At 59.4% G+C, this 19,684-nt stretch carries 15 protein-coding genes; 8 read left to right on the top strand and 7 right to left on the bottom strand.

The annotated features are described in order from the left end of the window. Positions 1-120 precede the first annotated feature (120 nt). The 5 genes from HHL26_RS02605 (at position 121) to HHL26_RS02585 (ending at position 7,505) form a co-directional block, all read left to right on the top strand. On the top strand, positions 121-1,161 hold the full coding sequence (locus tag HHL26_RS02605; protein WP_237230141.1) for an aromatic ring-hydroxylating dioxygenase subunit alpha: 1,041 nt from the start codon (positions 121-123) through the stop codon (positions 1,159-1,161). A 54-nt stretch (positions 1,162-1,215) separates the two neighbouring features. Continuing rightward, entirely contained in the window at positions 1,216-3,471 is a 2,256-nt protein-coding gene (locus tag HHL26_RS02600; protein ID WP_158511764.1) for a TonB-dependent receptor, read from the top strand. A 49-nt stretch (positions 3,472-3,520) separates the two neighbouring features. Then, complete coding sequence (locus HHL26_RS02595) at positions 3,521-5,305, top strand: FAD-dependent oxidoreductase (protein ID WP_169575800.1); 1,785 nt, start codon at positions 3,521-3,523, stop codon at positions 5,303-5,305. A 70-nt stretch (positions 5,306-5,375) separates the two neighbouring features. Continuing rightward, positions 5,376-5,765, top strand: coding sequence for a c-type cytochrome domain-containing protein (locus HHL26_RS02590; protein ID WP_169575799.1), 390 nt, complete (start codon positions 5,376-5,378; stop codon positions 5,763-5,765). 69 nt (positions 5,766-5,834) lie between these two features. Continuing rightward, positions 5,835-7,505 carry an FAD-dependent oxidoreductase gene (locus tag HHL26_RS02585; protein WP_087573083.1) on the top strand — a complete coding sequence of 557 codons (1,671 nt, stop codon included), beginning with the start codon at positions 5,835-5,837 and terminating at the stop codon, positions 7,503-7,505. 150 nt (positions 7,506-7,655) lie between these two features. On the opposite strand, the gene HHL26_RS02580 is transcribed toward HHL26_RS02585, so the two are convergent. Then, positions 7,656-7,808, bottom strand: a complete 153-nt coding sequence (locus tag HHL26_RS02580) for a hypothetical protein (protein ID WP_158511762.1) — start codon at positions 7,806-7,808, stop codon at positions 7,656-7,658. A 74-nt stretch (positions 7,809-7,882) separates the two neighbouring features. After that, complete coding sequence (locus tag HHL26_RS02575) at positions 7,883-10,240, bottom strand: TonB-dependent receptor (protein ID WP_169575798.1); 2,358 nt, start codon at positions 10,238-10,240, stop codon at positions 7,883-7,885. Between the two features lie 250 nt (positions 10,241-10,490). On the opposite strand from HHL26_RS02575, the gene wrbA reads away from it, so the two are divergent. Beyond that, the gene (wrbA, locus tag HHL26_RS02570) at positions 10,491-11,336 is read left to right on the top strand and encodes an NAD(P)H:quinone oxidoreductase (RefSeq protein ID WP_206377306.1); all 846 of its coding nucleotides are present in this window, start codon (positions 10,491-10,493) and stop codon (positions 11,334-11,336) included. A gap of 471 nt (positions 11,337-11,807) precedes the next feature. On the opposite strand, the gene HHL26_RS02565 is transcribed toward wrbA, so the two are convergent. Further along, positions 11,808-12,650 (bottom strand): SDR family oxidoreductase, encoded by an 843-nt coding sequence (locus HHL26_RS02565; RefSeq protein WP_066562347.1) that lies wholly within the window; start codon positions 12,648-12,650, stop codon positions 11,808-11,810. 372 nt (positions 12,651-13,022) lie between these two features. Between HHL26_RS02565 and HHL26_RS02560 the strand changes: the two genes are divergently transcribed. Both HHL26_RS02560 and HHL26_RS02555 read left to right on the top strand, forming a co-directional pair. Next, positions 13,023-13,436, top strand: a complete 414-nt coding sequence (locus HHL26_RS02560; protein ID WP_066562346.1) for a nuclear transport factor 2 family protein — start codon at positions 13,023-13,025, stop codon at positions 13,434-13,436. A gap of 498 nt (positions 13,437-13,934) precedes the next feature. Beyond that, positions 13,935-14,618: a VOC family protein gene (locus tag HHL26_RS02555; protein WP_066562344.1), complete on the top strand. Its 684-nt coding sequence runs from the start codon at positions 13,935-13,937 to the stop codon at positions 14,616-14,618. A 64-nt stretch (positions 14,619-14,682) separates the two neighbouring features. On the opposite strand, the gene HHL26_RS02550 is transcribed toward HHL26_RS02555, so the two are convergent. From HHL26_RS02550 to HHL26_RS02535, 4 genes are read right to left on the bottom strand one after another with little or no spacing between them, the layout of a single operon-like run. Then, positions 14,683-15,432: a polysaccharide deacetylase family protein gene (locus tag HHL26_RS02550; RefSeq protein ID WP_169575797.1), complete on the bottom strand. Its 750-nt coding sequence runs from the start codon at positions 15,430-15,432 to the stop codon at positions 14,683-14,685. A 46-nt stretch (positions 15,433-15,478) separates the two neighbouring features. Beyond that, complete coding sequence (locus HHL26_RS02545; protein WP_066562341.1) at positions 15,479-16,387, bottom strand: fumarylacetoacetate hydrolase family protein; 909 nt, start codon at positions 16,385-16,387, stop codon at positions 15,479-15,481. 19 nt (positions 16,388-16,406) lie between these two features. Next, on the bottom strand, positions 16,407-17,717 hold the full coding sequence (eno, locus tag HHL26_RS02540; protein ID WP_066562340.1) for a phosphopyruvate hydratase: 1,311 nt from the start codon (positions 17,715-17,717) through the stop codon (positions 16,407-16,409). Next, positions 17,710-19,593 (bottom strand): NAD(P)-dependent oxidoreductase, encoded by a 1,884-nt coding sequence (locus HHL26_RS02535; protein WP_169575796.1) that lies wholly within the window; start codon positions 19,591-19,593, stop codon positions 17,710-17,712. Before HHL26_RS02535 ends, eno begins: the two co-directional genes overlap by 8 nt. Positions 19,594-19,684 lie beyond the last annotated feature (91 nt).

Genomic DNA, 19,684 nt, shown 5'->3' with positions numbered 1-19,684 from the left:
CCCGCCCTTATGTTTCACATCAGCAAGGACAATTGGATACGCCGGGCAGAGCGAAATAGGGATGAAGGCAAGGAAGGGCGCGACGAAACGACGCCTTCCAGACATGCAGAGGAGAAGGCATTGTCTACACGGGTTCACCATCGCAGTTACCCGCTTAATGCCTGGTACATGGCCTGTTGGGCCGATGACCTTGCAAGCAATCGCCTGTTGGCGCGAACCCTGCTCGATCGACCGGTCGTCCTCTTTCGCGATGCGAACGGCGCCCCTGCCGCGCTGGACGACATGTGTCCGCACCGGTTCGCTCCCCTCTCCAGGGGCCGCGTTCAGGACGGTATAGTCCAGTGCGGATATCATGGCCTGCGGTTCGACGCATCAGGCGCATGCCTGGGCAATGCCTCCGCCTACAGCAGCTTTCCGCCGGGCACGTGCGTGCAATCCCATCCCGTGGTCGAGCGGCACCGTGCGATCTGGATATGGCTGGGCGATGTCGAACGAGCCAATCCGGAGCTGATCCCCCTGCTTTCGCGGATGCCCGAGCCTGGAGGCCAAGAGAATATCGGCAACTATCTGCACGTCCATGGCAACTGGCTGCTGGAAACCGACAATATCATGGACCTGACGCACGTCCATTATCTGCACGACGGTTCGCTCGGCAATGAAAGCATGCGCACAGGTGAAATGACCGTGAGCGAGAAAGACGGCGTGATCCGCGCCGAATTATGGATGCCAGGTACGACCTGCCCCTTCGGACCGCTGGAAGGCAAGCTCTGCGACCAGTGGAACAATGTCGAATGGCACGCGCCTTCAGCCATGATCCTCGACTTTGGGGCAGTGCTTCCGGGCGAAGCTGCCGTGCAAGACGAGGGTGGTTATGCCTTCCACATCTTCACGCCCGAGACCGAGCGGACCACCCATTATTTCTTCGGCAGTTCCGGCTCTTATGCTGAAGAGGACGCCTCGCTGCCGCGCATGATCGGCGCGCTGCAGAACCGCATCTTCCTCGAAGAGGACAATCCGATGATCGAAGCGATCCAGGAAAGGATGGCCGGTCGCGACTTCTGGGAGATGCGCCCGGCGATCCTGTCGAGCGATGCCGCCGCCATCAGGGTGCGGCGCAAGATCGCCAAGCTTTGCAGGGAAGAGGTCAACGCCGCGGACTGAACCACGGTACTGGCTCCTCAAGAAACAATGAAAATGCGACAATTGGGAGGAAATATGACTTATCGACACTTGCGCAGCGCGGCTCTCTCGAGCGTAGCGGCAATCGCGGTCGCCGCATCTCCGGCTCTCGCCCAGGTGAATGCTCCACAGGGTGGCACAGCTACTGCCGCTGCCGACACAACCGGCATCGCCGACATTGTCGTGACCGCGCAAAAGCGTGCGGAATCCGTTCAGGATACCCCGATCGCGGTGTCCGCCATTGGCGGCGCGGCGCTGGCCCAGCGTGGGGCGACCGACCTGACAGCGATCGCCTCCACCGTCCCCGGGCTCAACGTTTCCGAACAGGTCGGACAGGCGCGGCTGACCCTGCGCGGGATCGGCGTCGACAATATTTCGACTGGCGCGGAAAGCAGCGTTGCCTTCAATCAGGACGGTGTGTTCTTCTCCCGCTCGGCAGCGGCTCTGGCGTCCTTCTATGATGTCGAACGGGTCGAAGTGCTGCGCGGACCACAGGGAACCCTCTATGGCCGCAACGCCACGGGCGGCAGCGTCAACATCATCACCAACCGCCCCACTTTCAACACCAAGGCGGGCGTCAGCCTGACATATGGCAATTATGACGCAATCAATGCAGAGGCCCACTATTCGACGGGCCTGAGCGACAAGGTGGCCATGCGGCTGGCGGGCCAGATCCAAAGTCATTCCGGCTATGGCGAAAATCGCGTCACGGGCGCCGACGTCGACAACAAGCATTCGCAAGCGGTCCGCGGACAGTTGCTGTTCCAGCCGACCGAACGCCTGACGATCCTGCTGGGTGCCGATTATTATCACCAGAAGGACAGGTCGAACATCTATCACTATTTCGGTCCGGCGGGTTTCACCGCATCGGGCGATCCGGTCACGCCGACCGGCCTGCTGCTCGGCGGTTTCGACCCTGGCCCGCGCAATGTGGCAAGTGTGCGTGATCCGTCCAATAAAGCGGAATTCTGGGGCGCGCGCGCAGACATTTCCTATGAACTTAGCGATACGCTCTCGCTGCGTTCGCTCACCGCCTATCGCAGCAGTTCGTTTCTGGTGAAATCGGACCTCAATCCGCTTGGTCTTGATCTTTTCCAGATCGATTTTGGCGAGACGTCGGACGAATATACGCAGGAACTACAACTCAACCTCGACACAGACCGAAACAAGCTGGTCGTCGGCGCCTTCTACATGCACGAGCAGATCGACGGGTTCATCAAGGGGCCGTTCAATCTCCTTGCCGTGGGCAGTCCGGACTTGTTCGTCCAGGGCTTTTACTCGGGCGGACGCCTGAAGACCGACGCTGCCGCCATCTTCGCGCAGGACAGCTATTCACTCACCGACGCCTTGCGCCTGACACTGGGCGCCCGCTACAGTTGGGAAAAGAAGAAGGTCGCCGACCAATCCGACTTCAACTTCGCTGATCTTTACGATCCAGCAGCCGGTCCCCGCTTTCCGGCAAACAGGGACAGCAAGACCTTCAAATCCTTCACGCCCAAGATCGGCCTTGATTTCGACATTGCACGCGACGTGATGGTCTATGCCTCCTATTCCAAGGGCTTCAAGGCGGGCACTTTCAACCTGGGTTCGACCGGCCCCGCGCTCGATCCGGAGAAAGTCGATGCTTATGAAATCGGCCTGAAATCGACGGTGCTCGACGGACATCTCCGGGCGAACCTGTCCGGCTTCTACTATGACTATTCCGACCTTCAGGTGGGCAAGGTCCAAGGGCAGCTTCTGGTTCTGGAAAACGCGGCGGCTGCCGAAATCTACGGCCTGGAAGGGGAGTTCACCCTCGAGCCGGTGCGCGACCTCATCGTCACGCTCAACGCCAGTTGGCTGCATTCGCGGTTCAAAAATTACGTGACGGCGGATCAGGCCCGGCCCGCCGGGGACGGCACGACGCTGGACGAGAACGGCGTGCCCGCCTTCGACCTTTCAGGCAACAGGCTGCCGCAGGCTCCCAGATATACGATCGACCTGTCGGCCCAATATAGCTTCGACGTGCCCGGCGGCTCGCTGACGGTCCGGGGGGAAAGCAATTGGTCGGATAGGATTTATTTCTCGCCCTTCAACCTCAATCATGTCTCGCAGCCCGCGTTCAACACCCAGAACGCCTTCGTCACCTACCGCACGGACAAGGGGCTGCGGATGACGGGTTTTGTGCGCAATATCGGCAATGAAACCATTCGCGCATCCGGGCAGGTCGCAACAACACTCCTTGGCTCGCCGGTCATCGGCTTTGTGAAGCCGCCGCGCACTTATGGACTGACAATCGCCTTCGATTATTGAGCCGATCTCGAACGGCAAAGCATAGCGGCCACATCTGTTGAGGATCGACATGGCAAGCAATCCAACATCTGCGCGACCCGTTTCCTCGCGTCGGCAATTCTTCTCAACGGCGGCCGGCGCGACCGTCGGCGGAGCGCTGGGCCTTGCTGCGGGCGCGACCATGTCGCGCCCGTCGGGAGACGCGTTCGACTGGGCGCAAGAGACCGACATACTGATTGTAGGAACGGGAGCCGCCGCGCTTTCGGCAGCCGTTGCGGCCGTGAACCAGGGCGCTTCGGTCATCATGGTGGAGAAAGGCCCCACCTATGGCGGGACATCGACCAAGTCGGAAGGGGGCATGTGGGTTCCGAACAACCGCTTCCTGCGTGCCAAGGGCAAGGTCGACAACCGTGATGACGCCTTGCGCTACATGGCGCGCTGCGCCCGGCCGCATCTCTATCGCAGCGGCGCGCCCTTTTTTGGCATGCCGGAGCCCGAATATCGGCTGATGGAGGCATTTTACGATAATGCATCCAAGGCGTTCGAATATATGGAAAGCATCGACGCGCTCAAAACCACGCAGATATTGCAACTGCCCGATTATTATGAGGGGCCTGAGAACAAGGTGCCGCTCGGGCGTCAGATCATGACGCAAAAACCTGATGGAAGCTATGGCCTCGGCGTCGAACTCGTGCGGCAGCTCAAGGCCTGGCTAGACGCGCGGAAGGTTGTGTTTCTCCTCCAGCACCGCGCGCAGACGATCCTGCGTAATGGAAAAGGGGAAGTGGTGGGTTTGGAACTGGCCGCGCCGGATAAGACGACCGTGCGGCTGAGGGCGCGCAAGGCCGTGATCTTCGCCACCGGCGGTTTTGCGCATAACAAGGATATGATGCGCAATTTCCAGCCGGCGCCGATCTATGGAACCTGCTCGGTCCCCACCAGCGAAGGCGATTTCGTCACGATGGCGCAAGCCATCGACGCGAAGCTCGGCAACCTCAACAATGCATGGCGCATGCAGGTCGTGATGGAACACACGCTAGATCTGCCGAGCGTCCCCAGAGGAATTTGGCAACCACCGGGCGATAGCATGGTTATTGTCAATAAATATGGCGAGCGCGTGGTCAATGAAAAGCATAATTATCATGACCGGGCGAAGGTTCATTTCACATGGGATACCAATAGGGAAGAATATCCCAACCAGTTTCTGTTCATGATCTACGACCGGCGCGTCGCCCAATTGTTCTCCGACAATTTTCCTCTGCCGCCCGCCGGCGCACAGGCCTCTTACATCATTGAAGCCGACAACCTGGCCGCCTTGGCCCCGGCGATCCAGGCGCGCCTGGACCGTCATGCCGACCGTTGGGGAGAGGTTCGCATCGACGGCAGCTTCTCGGCGAGCCTCGCCAAGACGGTCGCCCTGTTCAATCAATCTGCCGAGACCGGCACCGACGCGCAGTTTCGTCGCGGCGCGTTCCAGTGGGACAGGGACTGGCTCAGCTACACCTCGATTCCGCGTGAAGGAACTCCCTGGAAGACTGGGGAGATGCCCAACGCCACCATGCATCCGTTCCAGGCGCAAGGCCCCTATTACGCGATCATCCTGGGATCAGGCGTGCTCGACACCAATGGCGGGCCGGTCATCAATCCCAAGGCGCAGATACTGGATACGTCTGATGCTCCGATTCCCGGTCTGTATGGCGCCGGCAACTGCATTTCGTCCCCGGCTGGGCAGAGCTATTGGGGCGGCGGCTGCACTCTCGGTCTGGCCATGACCTATGGCCATCTGGCTGGGATGAACGCGGTCCAGGAACCCGTGAAAGACGCCGCTGATGTAAAACTGCCTGCGGCCGCCTGAGGGTAATGAAATGACAGATATGCGATGGGCGGCCGCCCGGCGGCGCGCACGGATTTTGATCTGCCTTTCGATGTTGATGATCTGCGCCTGCTCTCAAGATGGGAAGCGGGAGGCCGACAAGGTGCAGGAGCCATCCAGCGGCCCAAGCTTCAGCCAGGAAATTCAACCGATCTTCGACGGCAATTGCGTAGCTTGCCATCAGGCCCAAGGGGCTTCGGGCAATCTCAATCTTGAGATTGGTACGGCTTACGGGGCAATCGTGGCAATTAAAAGCGGCGAGAGTCCCCTTTCCTACATCGCGCCGGGAAAACCGGAACAAAGCTACCTCATCCGCAAGGTGGAGGGGACGCATGTCCAAGCCGGTGGCTCGGGCGAACGCATGCCCCTGACGGGACCCTTGGATGCTCCGTCGATCGCCAAGTTGCGCGACTGGGTGAAGGCTGGAGCCAAGGCGGACTGACGATGGAAAGGGGATGTCGGCCCGTTTACGTTCCCACGCATCCAAGCATCGCCGCATAAGCAAGGACAAATGATGAACGAGGAATCGACATTCGATCTGGTGGTGGTCGGTTCAGGGGCAGCCGGTCTCACGGCCGCGGTCGTGGCGGCGCATCGGAGCCTTTCCGTGCTCGTGATCGAGAAGGCGGAGACGTTCGGCGGCACGACGGCGCGTTCGGGCGCGGTGGCCTGGATACCGAACAATCCGCATATGGCATCCGCTGGCTTGTCCGATAGTCCGGAGCAGGCTGACCACTATCTTCGCGACCTGATGGGCAATTTCTATGACGAGGGAAAGGTCGGCGCCTTTCTGCGGCATGGCCCGGAAATGGTCGGCATGATGGAGGCGAACAGCGCAGTGCGCTTCGACAACTGGCACAGCCTCGATTATGAGCCGTGGCGCAAGGGCGCGGCGCGCGGGCGCAGCATTGGTGCGGCCGAATTTGATGGCCGGCGGCTCGGCAAGGATCTCGCGCGGATCAGCCCCGGCCTCCCCAATCTCTCCATATTGGGCGGCATGCAGGTCGCCTATGCAGATGTCGCGCATTTTGGGGCGGCGTTTCGAAATCGCGCTGCTTTCCTGTACACCGCGCGAAAGATTGGCCGCTATGTCCGGGATCTGCTGCTGCACGGCCGTCCGACCCGCCTGGTCGGGGGTAATGCGTTAATCGGCGCGCTGCTGCTCACGGCGCGGGAAAAGGGCGTCACTCTGTGGCCGTCAACGCCGATGATGCGGCTACAGTTCGACCAAGGCGCGGTGCGCGGCGTGATCGTGCGTCGTGACGGCAGGGAACAGGTGGTTGTCTCGCGACGCGGGGTCGTGCTGGCAAGCGGCGGCTATGGCGGCAATGATGCGATGCGGCACGCCTATCTGCCGCTCGCGGGCGCGGGTTGCTCTTTGCAGCCGGAAACGAATGTCGGCGATGGTCTCCATGCCGGCGGGCAAGCAGGCGGACATGTTGTCACCGACAATGTCGCCAATGGCATATGGGCGGCATTGTCGACTAGGGTCGATCGCAGCGGCAGGCGTCTCCATCATCCACACATCTTCCGCGATCGGGCGTTCCCAGGCTTCCTGTTGGTGGATCGGCATGGACGGCGTTTCGTCAATGAAGGCGCTTCCTATCAGGAATTGGGCAATGTGATGATCCGTAAGGACATCCAGTCCGCCTGGCTGATCTGCTGCCATGCCGCCTTGCGCACCTACGGCATGGGACATGTCAGACCTGGCCCGCTCCCCTACAAAAACCATATCCGGAACGGCTACCTCAAAACGGCGGCGACTATTCCTGCCCTTGCCCAACGGCTGGGGATCGATCCGGCTGTTCTGGATGCGACAGTGGATCGCTTCAATGGCTTCGCCCGCGATGGCCACGACTCTGATTTCAACAAAGGCGAAGACGCCTATACCGCTGAACAGGGCGATCCCCAGCACCAGCCTAATCCCACGCTAGGGCCGGTGGACCCAGGTCCCTTCTACGCCGTGGAGATCAGGCCAGGCGAATTCAGTACGATCAACGGTCTGGAAACCGATGCGTCAGCCCGCGTGCTGAATGCAACGGGCGAGACCATAGCGGGGCTATATGCCATCGGCGTAGACGCCAATTCAGTTTTCCGCGGCGCCTATCCAGGAGGCGGTGCCAGCATCGGCCCCGGTATGACATTTGGCTATATCGCGGCCATGCACGCAGCAAGTAATTGAAGAGCCTTTTCAAGATCGCGACAATCGAAGAAGCGATGATATGGGAGCGGTCTCCGGCTTCGCGAGCGTCTTTGAAAGACACGTAACGCTCGACCGTCCAGAATTTCGAGACCACGTCAAGGGAAGTAAATTCAAGTACGGCGATGCGGTCTACGTCCAGGTCGCCTTCCAACCGATGAGGCTCTCTTCCTCCAGCGATGACCCGCCGCCATATTTGGCGATCAACGCCGGCACGGTTTGGAAACAGCCGGTAATCCAAGGAGGATCGTCGATCTTCATGTAGACGACCATGATCGCGGCCATTTCCAATCCTTCCCGTTCAGAAGCCGAAAAATGGGGATGGCGCAGCGTACAAGTGCGACATCCCCAAGGGAGAGTTAGTAACGGTAGCTTACCGAAAGCCCGTAGGTTCTGGGCTTGCCGGTCTGGCGATAGGTGTATTCCGCAAGATAGTTGGCGTTGGTCCAATAATATTTGTCCGTCAGGTTGCGGACCCAGAGCTGGCCGCGCCACCTGTCATCGCGATCCCGAATGCCGACCCGCAGATCGATCAGCGTGTAGGGATCGATCGCGAACAGCGGATCTCCCCCGTAACCGCCGTGCTGACGGCTCTGATAGTTTACGTCGACGCCGGCAAACGCATTCACTTTGTCGCTCACCGGAGTGTCGTAGGCGATCGTTCCGCTGGCTGCCCACTTAGGCGTGAGCTCGAAAGACTCGCCCTTCAGATTGATGGGCGCGCCAGTCGGCGTAAGACCCGGATAATCCGATTGGACCTTGGAGTCCGCATAGGTCACGTTCACCTCGAAGGTGAGGCCGGGAGCAGGCGCTGTGAGAATCTGCAGCTCAGCACCCTGAACGCGCGATTTGGGAATGTTGATCAGGGCTTCGCCTGTACCCAGGACTGGATAGATGAACTTTCCGCGCAGTTGCTTGTCGCTATAGTCGTAATAGAAGGCCGAAGCGTTAAGTTGCAGCTTGCGGTCCAAGAGCGAGAGCTTCGTCCCGATCTCATAGGCGAGAAGGCTTTCCTGGCGCGCCGGGATATATTGCGTGCTTAGACTCGCACCCAGGGTTGGAAAGCTGCCTTGCTTGTAACCCCGGCTGACGCTCGCATAGATGAGAGCGCCATCGGCCGGCTTGTAGTTGATGGCTCCGCGCCAGGAAATATTGTCTTCGTTTAGATCGTCGCCCTGAAGGCCGATGACGCCCGTCGCGGGATTGATCGTCGTGCACTGCCCGACGCCCAGTGTAGTGCCGTAAAGGTACGAGAACAGAGCCGCCCAGCGACCCTCGCCAATCGGGCCCGGGTCGCCCAGGCAGCCAGTGAAGCTACGGTCCTGCTTCGTATAGCGGATGCCACCCTGAAGGTTGACGCCTCGGGATAGTTCATAGTCGATGTTCGCAAAGCCCGCATAGGTATCGGCCTTCTGCTTCGTGTACGTCCGCGCATAGCGGAAATTCAATCCCTGCGCTCGCAATCCGTTGGCCTGCGATCCATCGGCCACGATGTAGAGCGTGTCGTCGAAGATTGTATCGTGGGAGTAATTCGCCCCCACGACATATTTGATCGGGCCCGCTTCGCCCTGCAAACGCAATTCTTGGGAAAATGACTTGATATAGCCGGACTGGTTGCTGTCGGCCGCTTCGGCATTCGTGCCGTCCGCATCCGTGGTCTGATCCTGCTTGAAGTGCTGATAGGCGGTGATCGCGATCAAATCCGCGCCGCCGAGCGAATAGGTCGTTTTCAGCGCAGCCTGATAATACCAGTTGTTTCGGCGATATTCGCGGTTGGCACCCCAATCGGCCAGACGGTTGCTGCCCGGCGATGTAAGAACGGCCGCAAGCTCCGCTGGCTGTACCGACGTTGGATCGTTCGGCGAAAAACTTGCCGCGGCCAGCGCCTGGGTGTCCGACCTGTCGATAAAGCCGTTCAGGTTGAGCTCGAAGGTCAACGCGTCGCTTGCATCCACGTCGAGGAGGAAACGTCCCATCGTGACACGGGTCGCACCCATGGTGTCTTCCCTCGAGACGCTCTTCTGCCAATCACCGCTCTGATGCGTTCGAAGGGCAAGGCGAGCCCGAGCGGAGTCGCCCAACGGCCCGCTGACGAAGCCCTGGACATCGGTATCCATGAAGCGCCCGAGGCTCGCGTCGAAGCCAGCCTTGATCTCATCCGTAGGCTTGTTTGCGATGAAGTTGATGGCGCCGCCGGTCGAATTCTGGCCATAGAGCGTACCCTGCGGCCCCTTGAGCACTTCGATGCGCTGGATATCCAGCGAGGTGCCGGCCGCCATTCGAGTGTAGGGAAGCGGAATTTCATCGACATAGGCTGCCACGGGGGAGCTGCCAGCGAGGCTGGACTCGTAGAAGCCGACGCCGCGCAACGTCAGAACGGGCGTGCCGTAAGGCGTTTCAGTTGCGGTCAAGCCGGGAACGAGCTTCGCAAGATCCGCGGTGCTGCTTACGCCTTTCGCCAGCAGAGCGTCACCGCTGGCAGCGACGACCGAGATGCCGACGTCGTTGAGTTTTTCGGAGCGTCGCTGCGCCGTGACGACGATGTCGCCTATACCTGCGGATTCTCGCACCTGCGAGGCCGGATCCGCACCGGCCGTCTGTCCGATTGCGGGAATGACTTTCATCAAGGCCGCCAGGGAAAGCCCAGCAAGCAGGATGCGCTTCGTGTGTTGACTGCAAACGGCCATAAGAATCCCCTCCGGATCTCCATATTCCATGCTTCCGCGTCTCTCCGCACGGTTCTGAATGAATATTCAGTCTTATTGCTTTAGGATTGCATAGCCCTTCCTGTCAAGAGATTTTGAGGAAATCCTCAATAATGCTGCAATTGGCGAAAATCCGGGGATTCTTTCCATCGGCGTCGTGGTGGCGACTCGCCAATATGAAGTGCTAACGTTCGCAAAGGAATGGCATGAAGAAAGCTGGAAGTTGCTTGGCACATAACCCAATGGGTGAAGTGCGCCGAATATGACCCGCTCCTCCAGACTAGGAAAGCACTTATGCGACGGGAAACGTTGCGCTGCCGCTCTGGACGTTTATAGATATCTGACGAATCGATCAGAAACCGACTATCACCCCCGCGCCCCGGGCCGATCGCAACGGCAAAGGCCAACCGGCTACGGTCGCTCGCCTTCCGGCTGCACCGGCGCGCGGCATTCTCAAGGACAGGATATGACCCACACCAAGATTTTAATCGTCTTTTATTCGCGCGCCGGGTCGACCGAAGCGCTCGCTTTGGCGGTCGCCGCGGGCGCTTCGGCTGCCGGCGCCGAAGTCAGAATTCGGCGAGCGCGCGAAATCGTAGCGCCGGAAATCATGCAGGCCGTTCCGGGGTGGACCGAGCAGGCCGAGCGCATGAACGCCAATTACGAAAGCCCGAGCCTCAATGACGCCGAGTGGGCAGACGCGATCATTTTCGGAACGCCGACCCGCTTCGGCTCCGTCGCATCGGAAGTCAAAGCCTATATCGACGGACTCGGCGGATTGTGGGCAAAGGGGCGCCTGGACGGAAAGGCTGGCTCCGTATTTGGTGCGACCTCCTCAACGCACGGCGGCAATGAGTCCACGCTTCTCTCGCTATACAATCCGTTGGCGCATCTGGGGATGGTGATAGTGCCGCTCGGCTATGGAGATCCGGTGATGTTCGCGGCGGGAACCCCTTATGGCGCGACCCACGCCTCCATGGGAGACAGCATTCTCCCCGACGAAGCTCATCTTGCGGTCGCCCGCTATCAGGGGCGGCGCGTAACCGAGGTAGCCCGCGCTCTTCGCTGCTCGCCACTCTCGGCTGTTGAATCTGTTTCCACGAATTAGAAGGGAAGACACATGCTGATACGATCGGGAACATGGGAAGGGCAAGCCCAGCCTGGTACAGAGAGCAAATTGCGCGCAGGAATTTAGAGCGGGTTGCTGCGCGCCAGCTGCCCGGCGTCGAAAGCGCACAGCTCTTGTGGCCAGTCGGCCGGGAAGGCCGACATGCCGACTCATTCTACCTGATCCCGATAATCTGACGAGATGCGGCCGGGATGGACGCAATGATGGCAGCCCCGGGACGCGCGCTGGTACGTAAGGAAATGAAGCGCCTTCCGGCACTTTTCGATGGCGGCATCGGTCATGTGGCGGTCGAAGCATAGATCGCTAGGCAAAATCAGCCAACGCCTGCATCCGTGTGGCAACGTCGTGTACCGGCATTCGGGACTGGTGTCGACAGCAATGGGGAAGTAGACAGGCAGGCGCTTGCAAGCACCCGCCTGCCATCCCGGCAAGGCAAAGGTTCCCCGGAAATTAGGCGGTTTCGGTCTCCGCTTTCTTCAGAAGCGGGGAATCGGCATAGTCGACCTGAACATGCTCGACGACGTTGTTGATGCCGTACATCCCGCCGTCGACGATGATGTCCTGAGCGTTGATGTAATGCGATTGCGGCGAGGCGAGGAACAGGGCCACGTTGGCGATTTCGTCGGCCTGTCCCATCCGGCCCATCGGGATTTTCGAGACGAGCAGGTCGCCGACGACCTTGTCTTCCTTCTCATAGCTCTGCGAAACCGGCGTCAGGATCAGACCGGGGCTGATGGCATTCGACCGGATGTTGTCATTGCGGCCTTCCGCAGCGAACATTCTTGCAAGGGCCGACACGCCAGCCTTGCACGGACCGTGCGCGGCGGAACGGAACGGCGGCAGCTCGACATGGCCGCATAGCGACGCTGTGCTGATGATCACCCCGCCTCCACGTGCGACGAGATAGGGCCAGACCGCTTTGGTGGATACGTAGACGATCGTAAGCTCATACCGTAGCGTGTCGTTCCATTGTTCCAGCGTCGAGTCGATGAACGGCCCGAACGCACGCAGCGATGCGCCGTTATTGTAGAGGATGTCGATGCCGCCGAACGTGTCGACAGCGAACTTCGCCCAGCGCTCAGCATGCTCAGGATTGGAAGCGTCGATAGGCGCAACCGATTCCATGATGCCACCCGCTTCCCGGACCATCCGTACCGTTTCCGCATCATTTTCGGCATTGACATCGCAGCCGACGACTTTCGCACCCGCCTGCGCAAAAAGGAGAGCGGCAGATCGCCCCATACCGCCGCCCGTCCCCGAAATCAGGGCGACTTTTCCTTCAAGAACCTTCATGCTCTTTCTCCTAGTGAATCATCTTTGGCGTGAGGAATCGGGCGAACGCCTTGCGGCCGACAACCGCAGCGCGGGCTGGAAAAGGCCACGGCACCATGGTCCACCGAGGTCATCCTTATCGCTGGAGAGCATTGAGCCGGGAGCTTCATACATTCTCTCGCGACCGCCGCTGACTCCCCAGCGATTCGCTTGCTTAAACTGAGGGAATAATCAGTCAATAAAAATTTTACAAGAAACTAAAATCTTTCGAAATGCTTGCAACAAGGCATTTCCATTTGACCTCGTCCCGCATCCATGTTCATATATTTGAGGATATCGTCAGATAATTTATAGGCGATATGCCCACCCCATTCTGAACATAGGAGACAGGATATGAGCCTGGAGGGCAACAAGAAGGTCGCGCTCGAATTCTTTGACGCTGTTGCAAGCGGCGACACAGCCCGGATGGGCGCACTCATGACAGACGATGCGACTTGGTGGGTGATCCCGTCGACGGTATTTTCCGGCCTGCATCAGAAGAACGATTTCTTGGCGATCGTGCCGCAGCTCTTTGCCGAAGCGGACGGCCCCTTCACCTTTCGCTTCGACGACATCACGGCTGAAAACAATCGCGTCGCGATCACCGCCAAGGGACATATTCTCATGAAGAGCGGCAAGGCCTATTCGAGCGACTATCATTTCCTGCTGTTTTTCCGCGACGGGAAGATATCCGCCGGCAAGGAATATATGGATTCCGCTCATGTGGGCGAGGTGTTCGGCTTCCCCGAAGCCACCGTCGCGGCCTAATCGGAACGGCTTGAGGACGCGAATTCAGCATTCGAGCGCGGCTTGTCGCCTTTGAGAGCGCAATCCCGTGCGCCCCGAGTCCGCTTGTCCGGCCATCTCCTGCTCAACCTCCAGAAAGCACAGGATTGAGGACGAGCCTCCCCATGAAAGCGAACAGTCGCCGTATAATTTGAGTAATTATTCACTTTTTTTGGCTTTTATCAAGCCATAACAGGCCAGGAAGAAGGGAATTCCGGCTCCCATCCTCCAATGAAAGCAAGGCTTCCAAATAGCCCATCCTTCATTGATTGGCCGTATCCGGCAATCGATTCGTGGGAGAAATTTATTTATATATTTTTGAAATTTCAACATAATTTATCTATTTTCATTACTTCGCAGAAGAACGGACCCGACTGAAATCGCTCCGGACGCGCCGGCACTTGACATCATACCGCAGAAATTCGATATAAAAGACTGAGGATTCATTCAGTTTTCTATTCCACCCTTAGGAGAGATATCATGGTCAACGACGGCATCGTACTCGATATCAAAAAACCGGTCAGTCGCGACCGCGCCAAATTGCAGGAAATCCGCGACACCCGTCGGGCGAAAACGACGGTAGCGCGCTTGCATCACCATGCGTTGCGGACCAACAAGATGGAAGAAACCCGGCACTTCTACGAGGATATTCTCGAGATGCCGATGGTGACCGCTTTTAAGGAAATGATCGATCCGACGCGCGGCCTTCCCACTCCCTATCTCCATTGTTTCTTCGAGATGAAGGACGGCAGCTGCCTGGCCTTCTTCGAGTTCGCGAACAATGCGCGCGGCGAGGCGCCTAAGACACCCCAGGATGCGTTCGATCATCACGTCGCGGTGTCCGTTCCGGATTTCAGGGACATTGACCGCTTCATGAAGAAGCTCGAAGGGGAAGGTTATCCGATTGCGGGCATCGACCATGGATTCTGCTACTCGGTTTATGTCCGGGATCCGAACGGCATGCTGATCGAGCTTGTCACCGATCCTGAAAACGAGATCGAGATCAACGAGGAATATGCACGGGTCGCCCATGAGGAACTCGAGCGCTGGAACCGCGGTGATTACTCGGCGAACAACGAAGAGCGCAATAGCGGTGTATACCCCCTTCCCACCTCCTCGTTCGACGATCTTATGAAGGTTCTTCCCGACGATCGCCCGCAATAAGCCGACGGAGCGCAGCGAAGGCCGGGACCGCCGATCAATCCCGGCCTTCTTGGAACGATGAGAATTAAGCGCAGATTCCGTTGCCGGACAATATTCGCGCCGCCTCGTTCGCGGTAACGACATCTATGGCGGCCGAGCGCTCGGCATATTCCAGTATCTCGCGCAGAGCTTGACTTCTCTCCTCCGTTTCGCAGGAGACGAAGGCGTGGAAGATAAAGGTTTGAAACCCGCCATCCTCCTCGAGCTTGCGCAGCTTTCCGAGAAAATTTTCCTTCATCTGCGCAGGAGACTGCGGACCAGCCGGATGCATGGCATAATGGAAATAGTCGATGGACGACCATTGCCAGGGCAGGTTCGGAAAATCGCCCTCCAATATGTGCGGTGCTGGCGCCAGAGCGTCTTGCGGATCATCGAACCCATGTTCGACGCTGCTGTCATACAAAAGGCCGAGACGACGCAGGATGGGCAAAACATGAGGCCCGCGCCATCCCCCAGGAGCTCGGAATCCGAGGGGCGTAATGCCGATGCGCCTGAACGCCGCATACGCATCCAGGAGAACCCGCTCGACGTCAACCTGTTCCAGGGAGCCGATCGCCTCATGGACCCACCCGTGCATGGCGACCTCGTGCCCTGCCTCGACCAGCCGCCGCACGGCTTGCGGGTTGTGCAGGGCGTTCCAACCTTCGATGAAGAAGGTTGCCTTGAGGCCAGTCTCCGACAGAAGGGCGATGGCCTCGGGATATCCGGCCGGTCCGAGGTCGTCGGAGCCGGGGCCCGCGGCCTCCCTTTTGCCGACGGCCTGGGCGCTGCCCATATTGTCGAAGGTGAGGCAGAGGATAGCCTTGGTCATCGCCCGTACCTCACGATGAAAGGCGCGTGGTGAGGATCCCAAGGCCTGCGATCTCGGCCCTCACTTCATCACCTGGTTTGAGATAAGTCCCGGATATGAGGCCGACCCCGGCCGGCGAGCCGGTGAACAGCATGTCGCCGGGTTCGATCGTCATGTGCCGGCTTATCCATTCGATGAGTTCGGGAATCGACCAGATCATCTGATCGGAGTTGGAGTCCTGCTTGAGTTCTCCGTTCACCCAAAGTTTCATGCCTAGGTTCGAGGAGTCCACGAACTGGGCCGGCACGAAAAGCGGACCCACCGGGCTCGCTCCGTCGAAAGCCTTGCCTGCGAAGAGATCGAACTCACGCATGTGGCGCTTGCTGTTCTGCCAATCGCGTGCTGACAGGTCGACACCGACGGCATAACCGGCAATGTAGTTCATCGCTTCTGCGCGAGGAATGGCGCGGCCGGATTTACCGAATATCACGACAAGCTCGACCTCCCAATCGAGCTGCTGGGTTTGGATCGGGAACGCCAGTTCCTGCCCGGATGCGGCCTGGGCACCCTGATGCTTGAGAAATAGAAGAGGATCGAGCGACTCTTTGTCGAAATCGGTAATCCCCAGATCGATGCGCAGATGGTCGTAATAGTTCAGACCCGCGAAGATGAGCTTCGAGGGGTGGGTGACGAGGCGCTGGAACGCCCCGTCGTCCGGTTTGGGCAAGGCAGCCTGATCGCAACCCGCCAGCGAAGCTGCTATGTCATCGAGGATGGTGGTCGACCTGTCCCAGTTCTGGAGCAATGACAGAATGCCGCCAGATGCGTCGACCTGAAGGTCGGGCGCCGCTTTGGACAGATCGTAGAATGCGCCGCCGGTCTCCAGCGCAACCACCGGCCGACCGCCGCTCTCGACCACCGACAATGCATAATTGGTCATGATGCTTTCCTTGTCCTTATTAGGCCGCGACCTTGGGCCGGATGCCGGCCAAGGTCTCACGTCCTGCAAACGGTAGCTCCGCTGCCGCTTCGATGCGAAGCAGCTGATTATATTTCGAAAGGCGCTCGGAGTTGCGGGTGGACCCGATCTTGATCTGACCGGCTCCCGATCCCACGGCCAGATCGGAAATGAAGGCATCGTCGGTCTCGCCCGAGCGGGCAGAGACGATCGTGGAATAGCCAGCGGCCCACGCTGCCCGCATCGCCGCGAAAGTCCCGCTCAGCGTGCCGTTCTGATTGACCTTGATGAGGGCCGCATTGGCGACGTTTTCGACAGCGCCGCGCGTGATCCGTTCAGGATTGGTGGCGAAAAGATCGTCACCCAGCAGTTGGATGTTACCCAGTTTCGAGGTGATCTGCGCCCAGTGGATCCAGTCGTCCTGATCGAGCGGATCTTCGATCGAAACGATCGGATAGTTGTGGGCGAGCTTGACGATATAGTCGACCATCTGGACACCGGAATAAGTTTCACCCTGGCGGGCGAGATTGTATAGACCTTCCTGACACAGTTCGCTCGATGCTACATCGAGTGCGATGGCGATATCAACGCCCGGTTCATATCCAGCCGCCTTGAAGGATTCGACCATGAGGTCGAGAGCTTTCTCGGCCGTTTCCAGGCCCGGGCTCAAGCCGCCCTCGTCGGCGAGAAGAACCGGCAGGCCATGACGGGCGGAGAGTTGTGCCGCGGTCGCGCGCACCTCGTTGACCATCGTCAGTGCTTGCGCATAGTTGTTCGCGCCGATGGGGATCGCGAGGAAGTCCTGGATATCCATGCCGCGGCCCGCGTGCGCGCCACCGCTAAGGATATTCGTCATCGGTATGGGCATCGACAGCGGGCGATCGCCGAGCAGGTCGTTGATGTAGAGATGAAGCGGTCGGCCGGCGGCGATGGCGCCCGCTCGACATATGGCGAGCGATGTGGCCAGTACGGCATTGCCGCCCAAGCGGCTGAAATTCGATGTTCCGTCAAGATCGGTCATCGTGGCGTCGATGCCGGCCTGGTCGTTCACGGCGAAACCCTTGAGGGCCGGAGCGATCTCGTTGGCGACATTCGTTACCGCCTTCGCGACGCCGAGCCCGGCGAACTGGAGAGGATCGCCGTCGCGCAATTCTACCGCTTCGTGGCGGCCTGTTGACGCGCCCGACGGTGCGCACGCCCGTCCGACCGTGCCGTCGCTCAGAATGACATCGGCTTCGATAGTTGGACGACCACGCGAATCGAGTATCTGACGGGCGACCACCTGTTCGATGAGGCGGGAAGAATCAGGCATCAACATTCTCCAGATTTGCAAAGAAGGGGAGAGAGCGGGCGTTCGCATTTCCCCGCACCAGTTCCTTCGCCAGCATAGCCGTCGCGAGGACGTCGATCTGATCGAGATAGTCGATCGGAGACGGACCGAAGAGGCGAGTGGTCATGAGGCAACCCACGAGAGTGACGAGATCGCGGTCCCACGGTCCCGGATTTTCGGATCGATAGGCATCGGCGAACGCACTGGCTGCCTCGATGAACGCGTCGTGGTCGGCGCCCTGGCGGTGCGCCTTCAAAATCAGGTGCGAAAGGCAAAAGGCGATATCGAAGCGGGGATCGCCCCAATGGGCCACCTCCCAATCCAGGACTACGATATCCTGGCCGTCGGTTAGCAGATTCTTAGGGCTATAGTCGCCATGCACCAGCGCTTCGCGACGCTTGCGCATGCCCTCTGCGGCCGAAACTATGTCGTCGGCGATTTCGGGGCAACTTGCGGCGGTGCGCGCGAAGAAGGGCTCGATCCGAAGTTCTTCGAAATTCGTGACATCGTCAAACCTGCCGCGAATATCGTCGCGACCGGCAGAGTTCCTATGCATCCGCGCAAGGATGCGACCGGCCTGGGCGGCAACGGCGGGACAGACGTTTCCTGAGAGCAACTCCCCTTTCCAGTTCGTGAAGGGCGGGCCTACGAATTCCATCGCGAAGCTGTTATGCTCGGCATCGCTCCAGAGGATCTTCGGAACGGCGGCAGCTCCCATCAGCTCGGCGGCCGCTTCGAGGGCGGCGACTTCCGTATTCGACCGGTTCGGATCTGAGAACCAATCCGCTTTGACACGCAGCTTCGAGAGCGCATGTTTGATGACGATGGGGCCATATCCCTCGTCGATAACACGAATATCGCTTGCCACACCCCCTTCGAGGGCCGTCCCCGGTTCATTGCAGGGATGAGCTGGCTTCTCGCCTTGCAGGGCGCGAACGACATCCTCGCAGGCCCGTCTGCGCAACTCGACGAGCGATGCCGTCGACGAGAACGCGACATGGGGCGTCGCGATGATGCGAGGATCCTTGAGCAGTTCCGACGGGGGCGACGGCTCTCCTTCGATGACGTCCAATGCCGCCTCCGAAATCCAGCCCTCCGCCAGAGCGGCCAGAAGAGCGTCGTTATCGACCAGGCTGCCCCGACTGACATTGATAATAAGCGGCGTCCGCCGACAGGCCTTCAGGAAATCCCGATCGACAAGGTGATGCGTTTCGGCCGTCAAAGGCGCGTGAATGACGATCGCGTCGCACTCGGCCTGAATACGCTCGTGCGTCGCGGCCTGAGCGAACTCGTCTCCCTGGAAACTGCGCGATTGCCCCAGCACGGTGCAACCGAACGACGCCAGCTTGCGAGCAGTTTCGCGGGCGATCCTGCCATAGCCGATGAGCCCGACGATCAGATCGGCGGTGCGACGCAGATCCGCCTTGTCCGGCGACCATTCGCCCGCTTTCGTCGCGCGATCGAAAACCGAGATCCCCCGCGAATATGCCAGGAGCAGGGCGATCGCATGGTCGGACACTTCGCCCACGCAATAGTCCGGAACATTCGAGACCCACGCCCCGCGATCCGTTGCGGCCTGAACTGCGATGTTGTCGAGCCCAATACCGAGCCTCGTCACGATAGTGAGCCGTGTGGGATTGCTGATGGCCTGAGCCGACACCTGCGCCCAGCAAGTCATGATTGCCTGGGGATTGGCATCAGCGATCATGCGCTCGACCTCTTCCGGCGCCGGAGCTGTGACCGGCCCGGCGACGAGATCGATGTTCGCTTGGGCGAAAATCTCGGTTTCGATCGCCACGTCGGGCCACGGGTGATCGGTCAGCACAACCGTAGGCCGGCTATCGGACTTTGCAGGCACGTCTTCTCTCCAAAAATTTGCGCTATCGATAGCTCGATGTCTATGCCAAGTTTCTGAGTGAAGTGTCAATCAAATATAGACCGAACGAAGG

The organism is Sphingobium sp. TB-6, from assembly GCF_012927365.1.
GTDB lineage: Bacteria > Pseudomonadota > Alphaproteobacteria > Sphingomonadales > Sphingomonadaceae > Sphingobium.
This window is presented reverse-complemented; position numbering and strand designations above follow the sequence as displayed.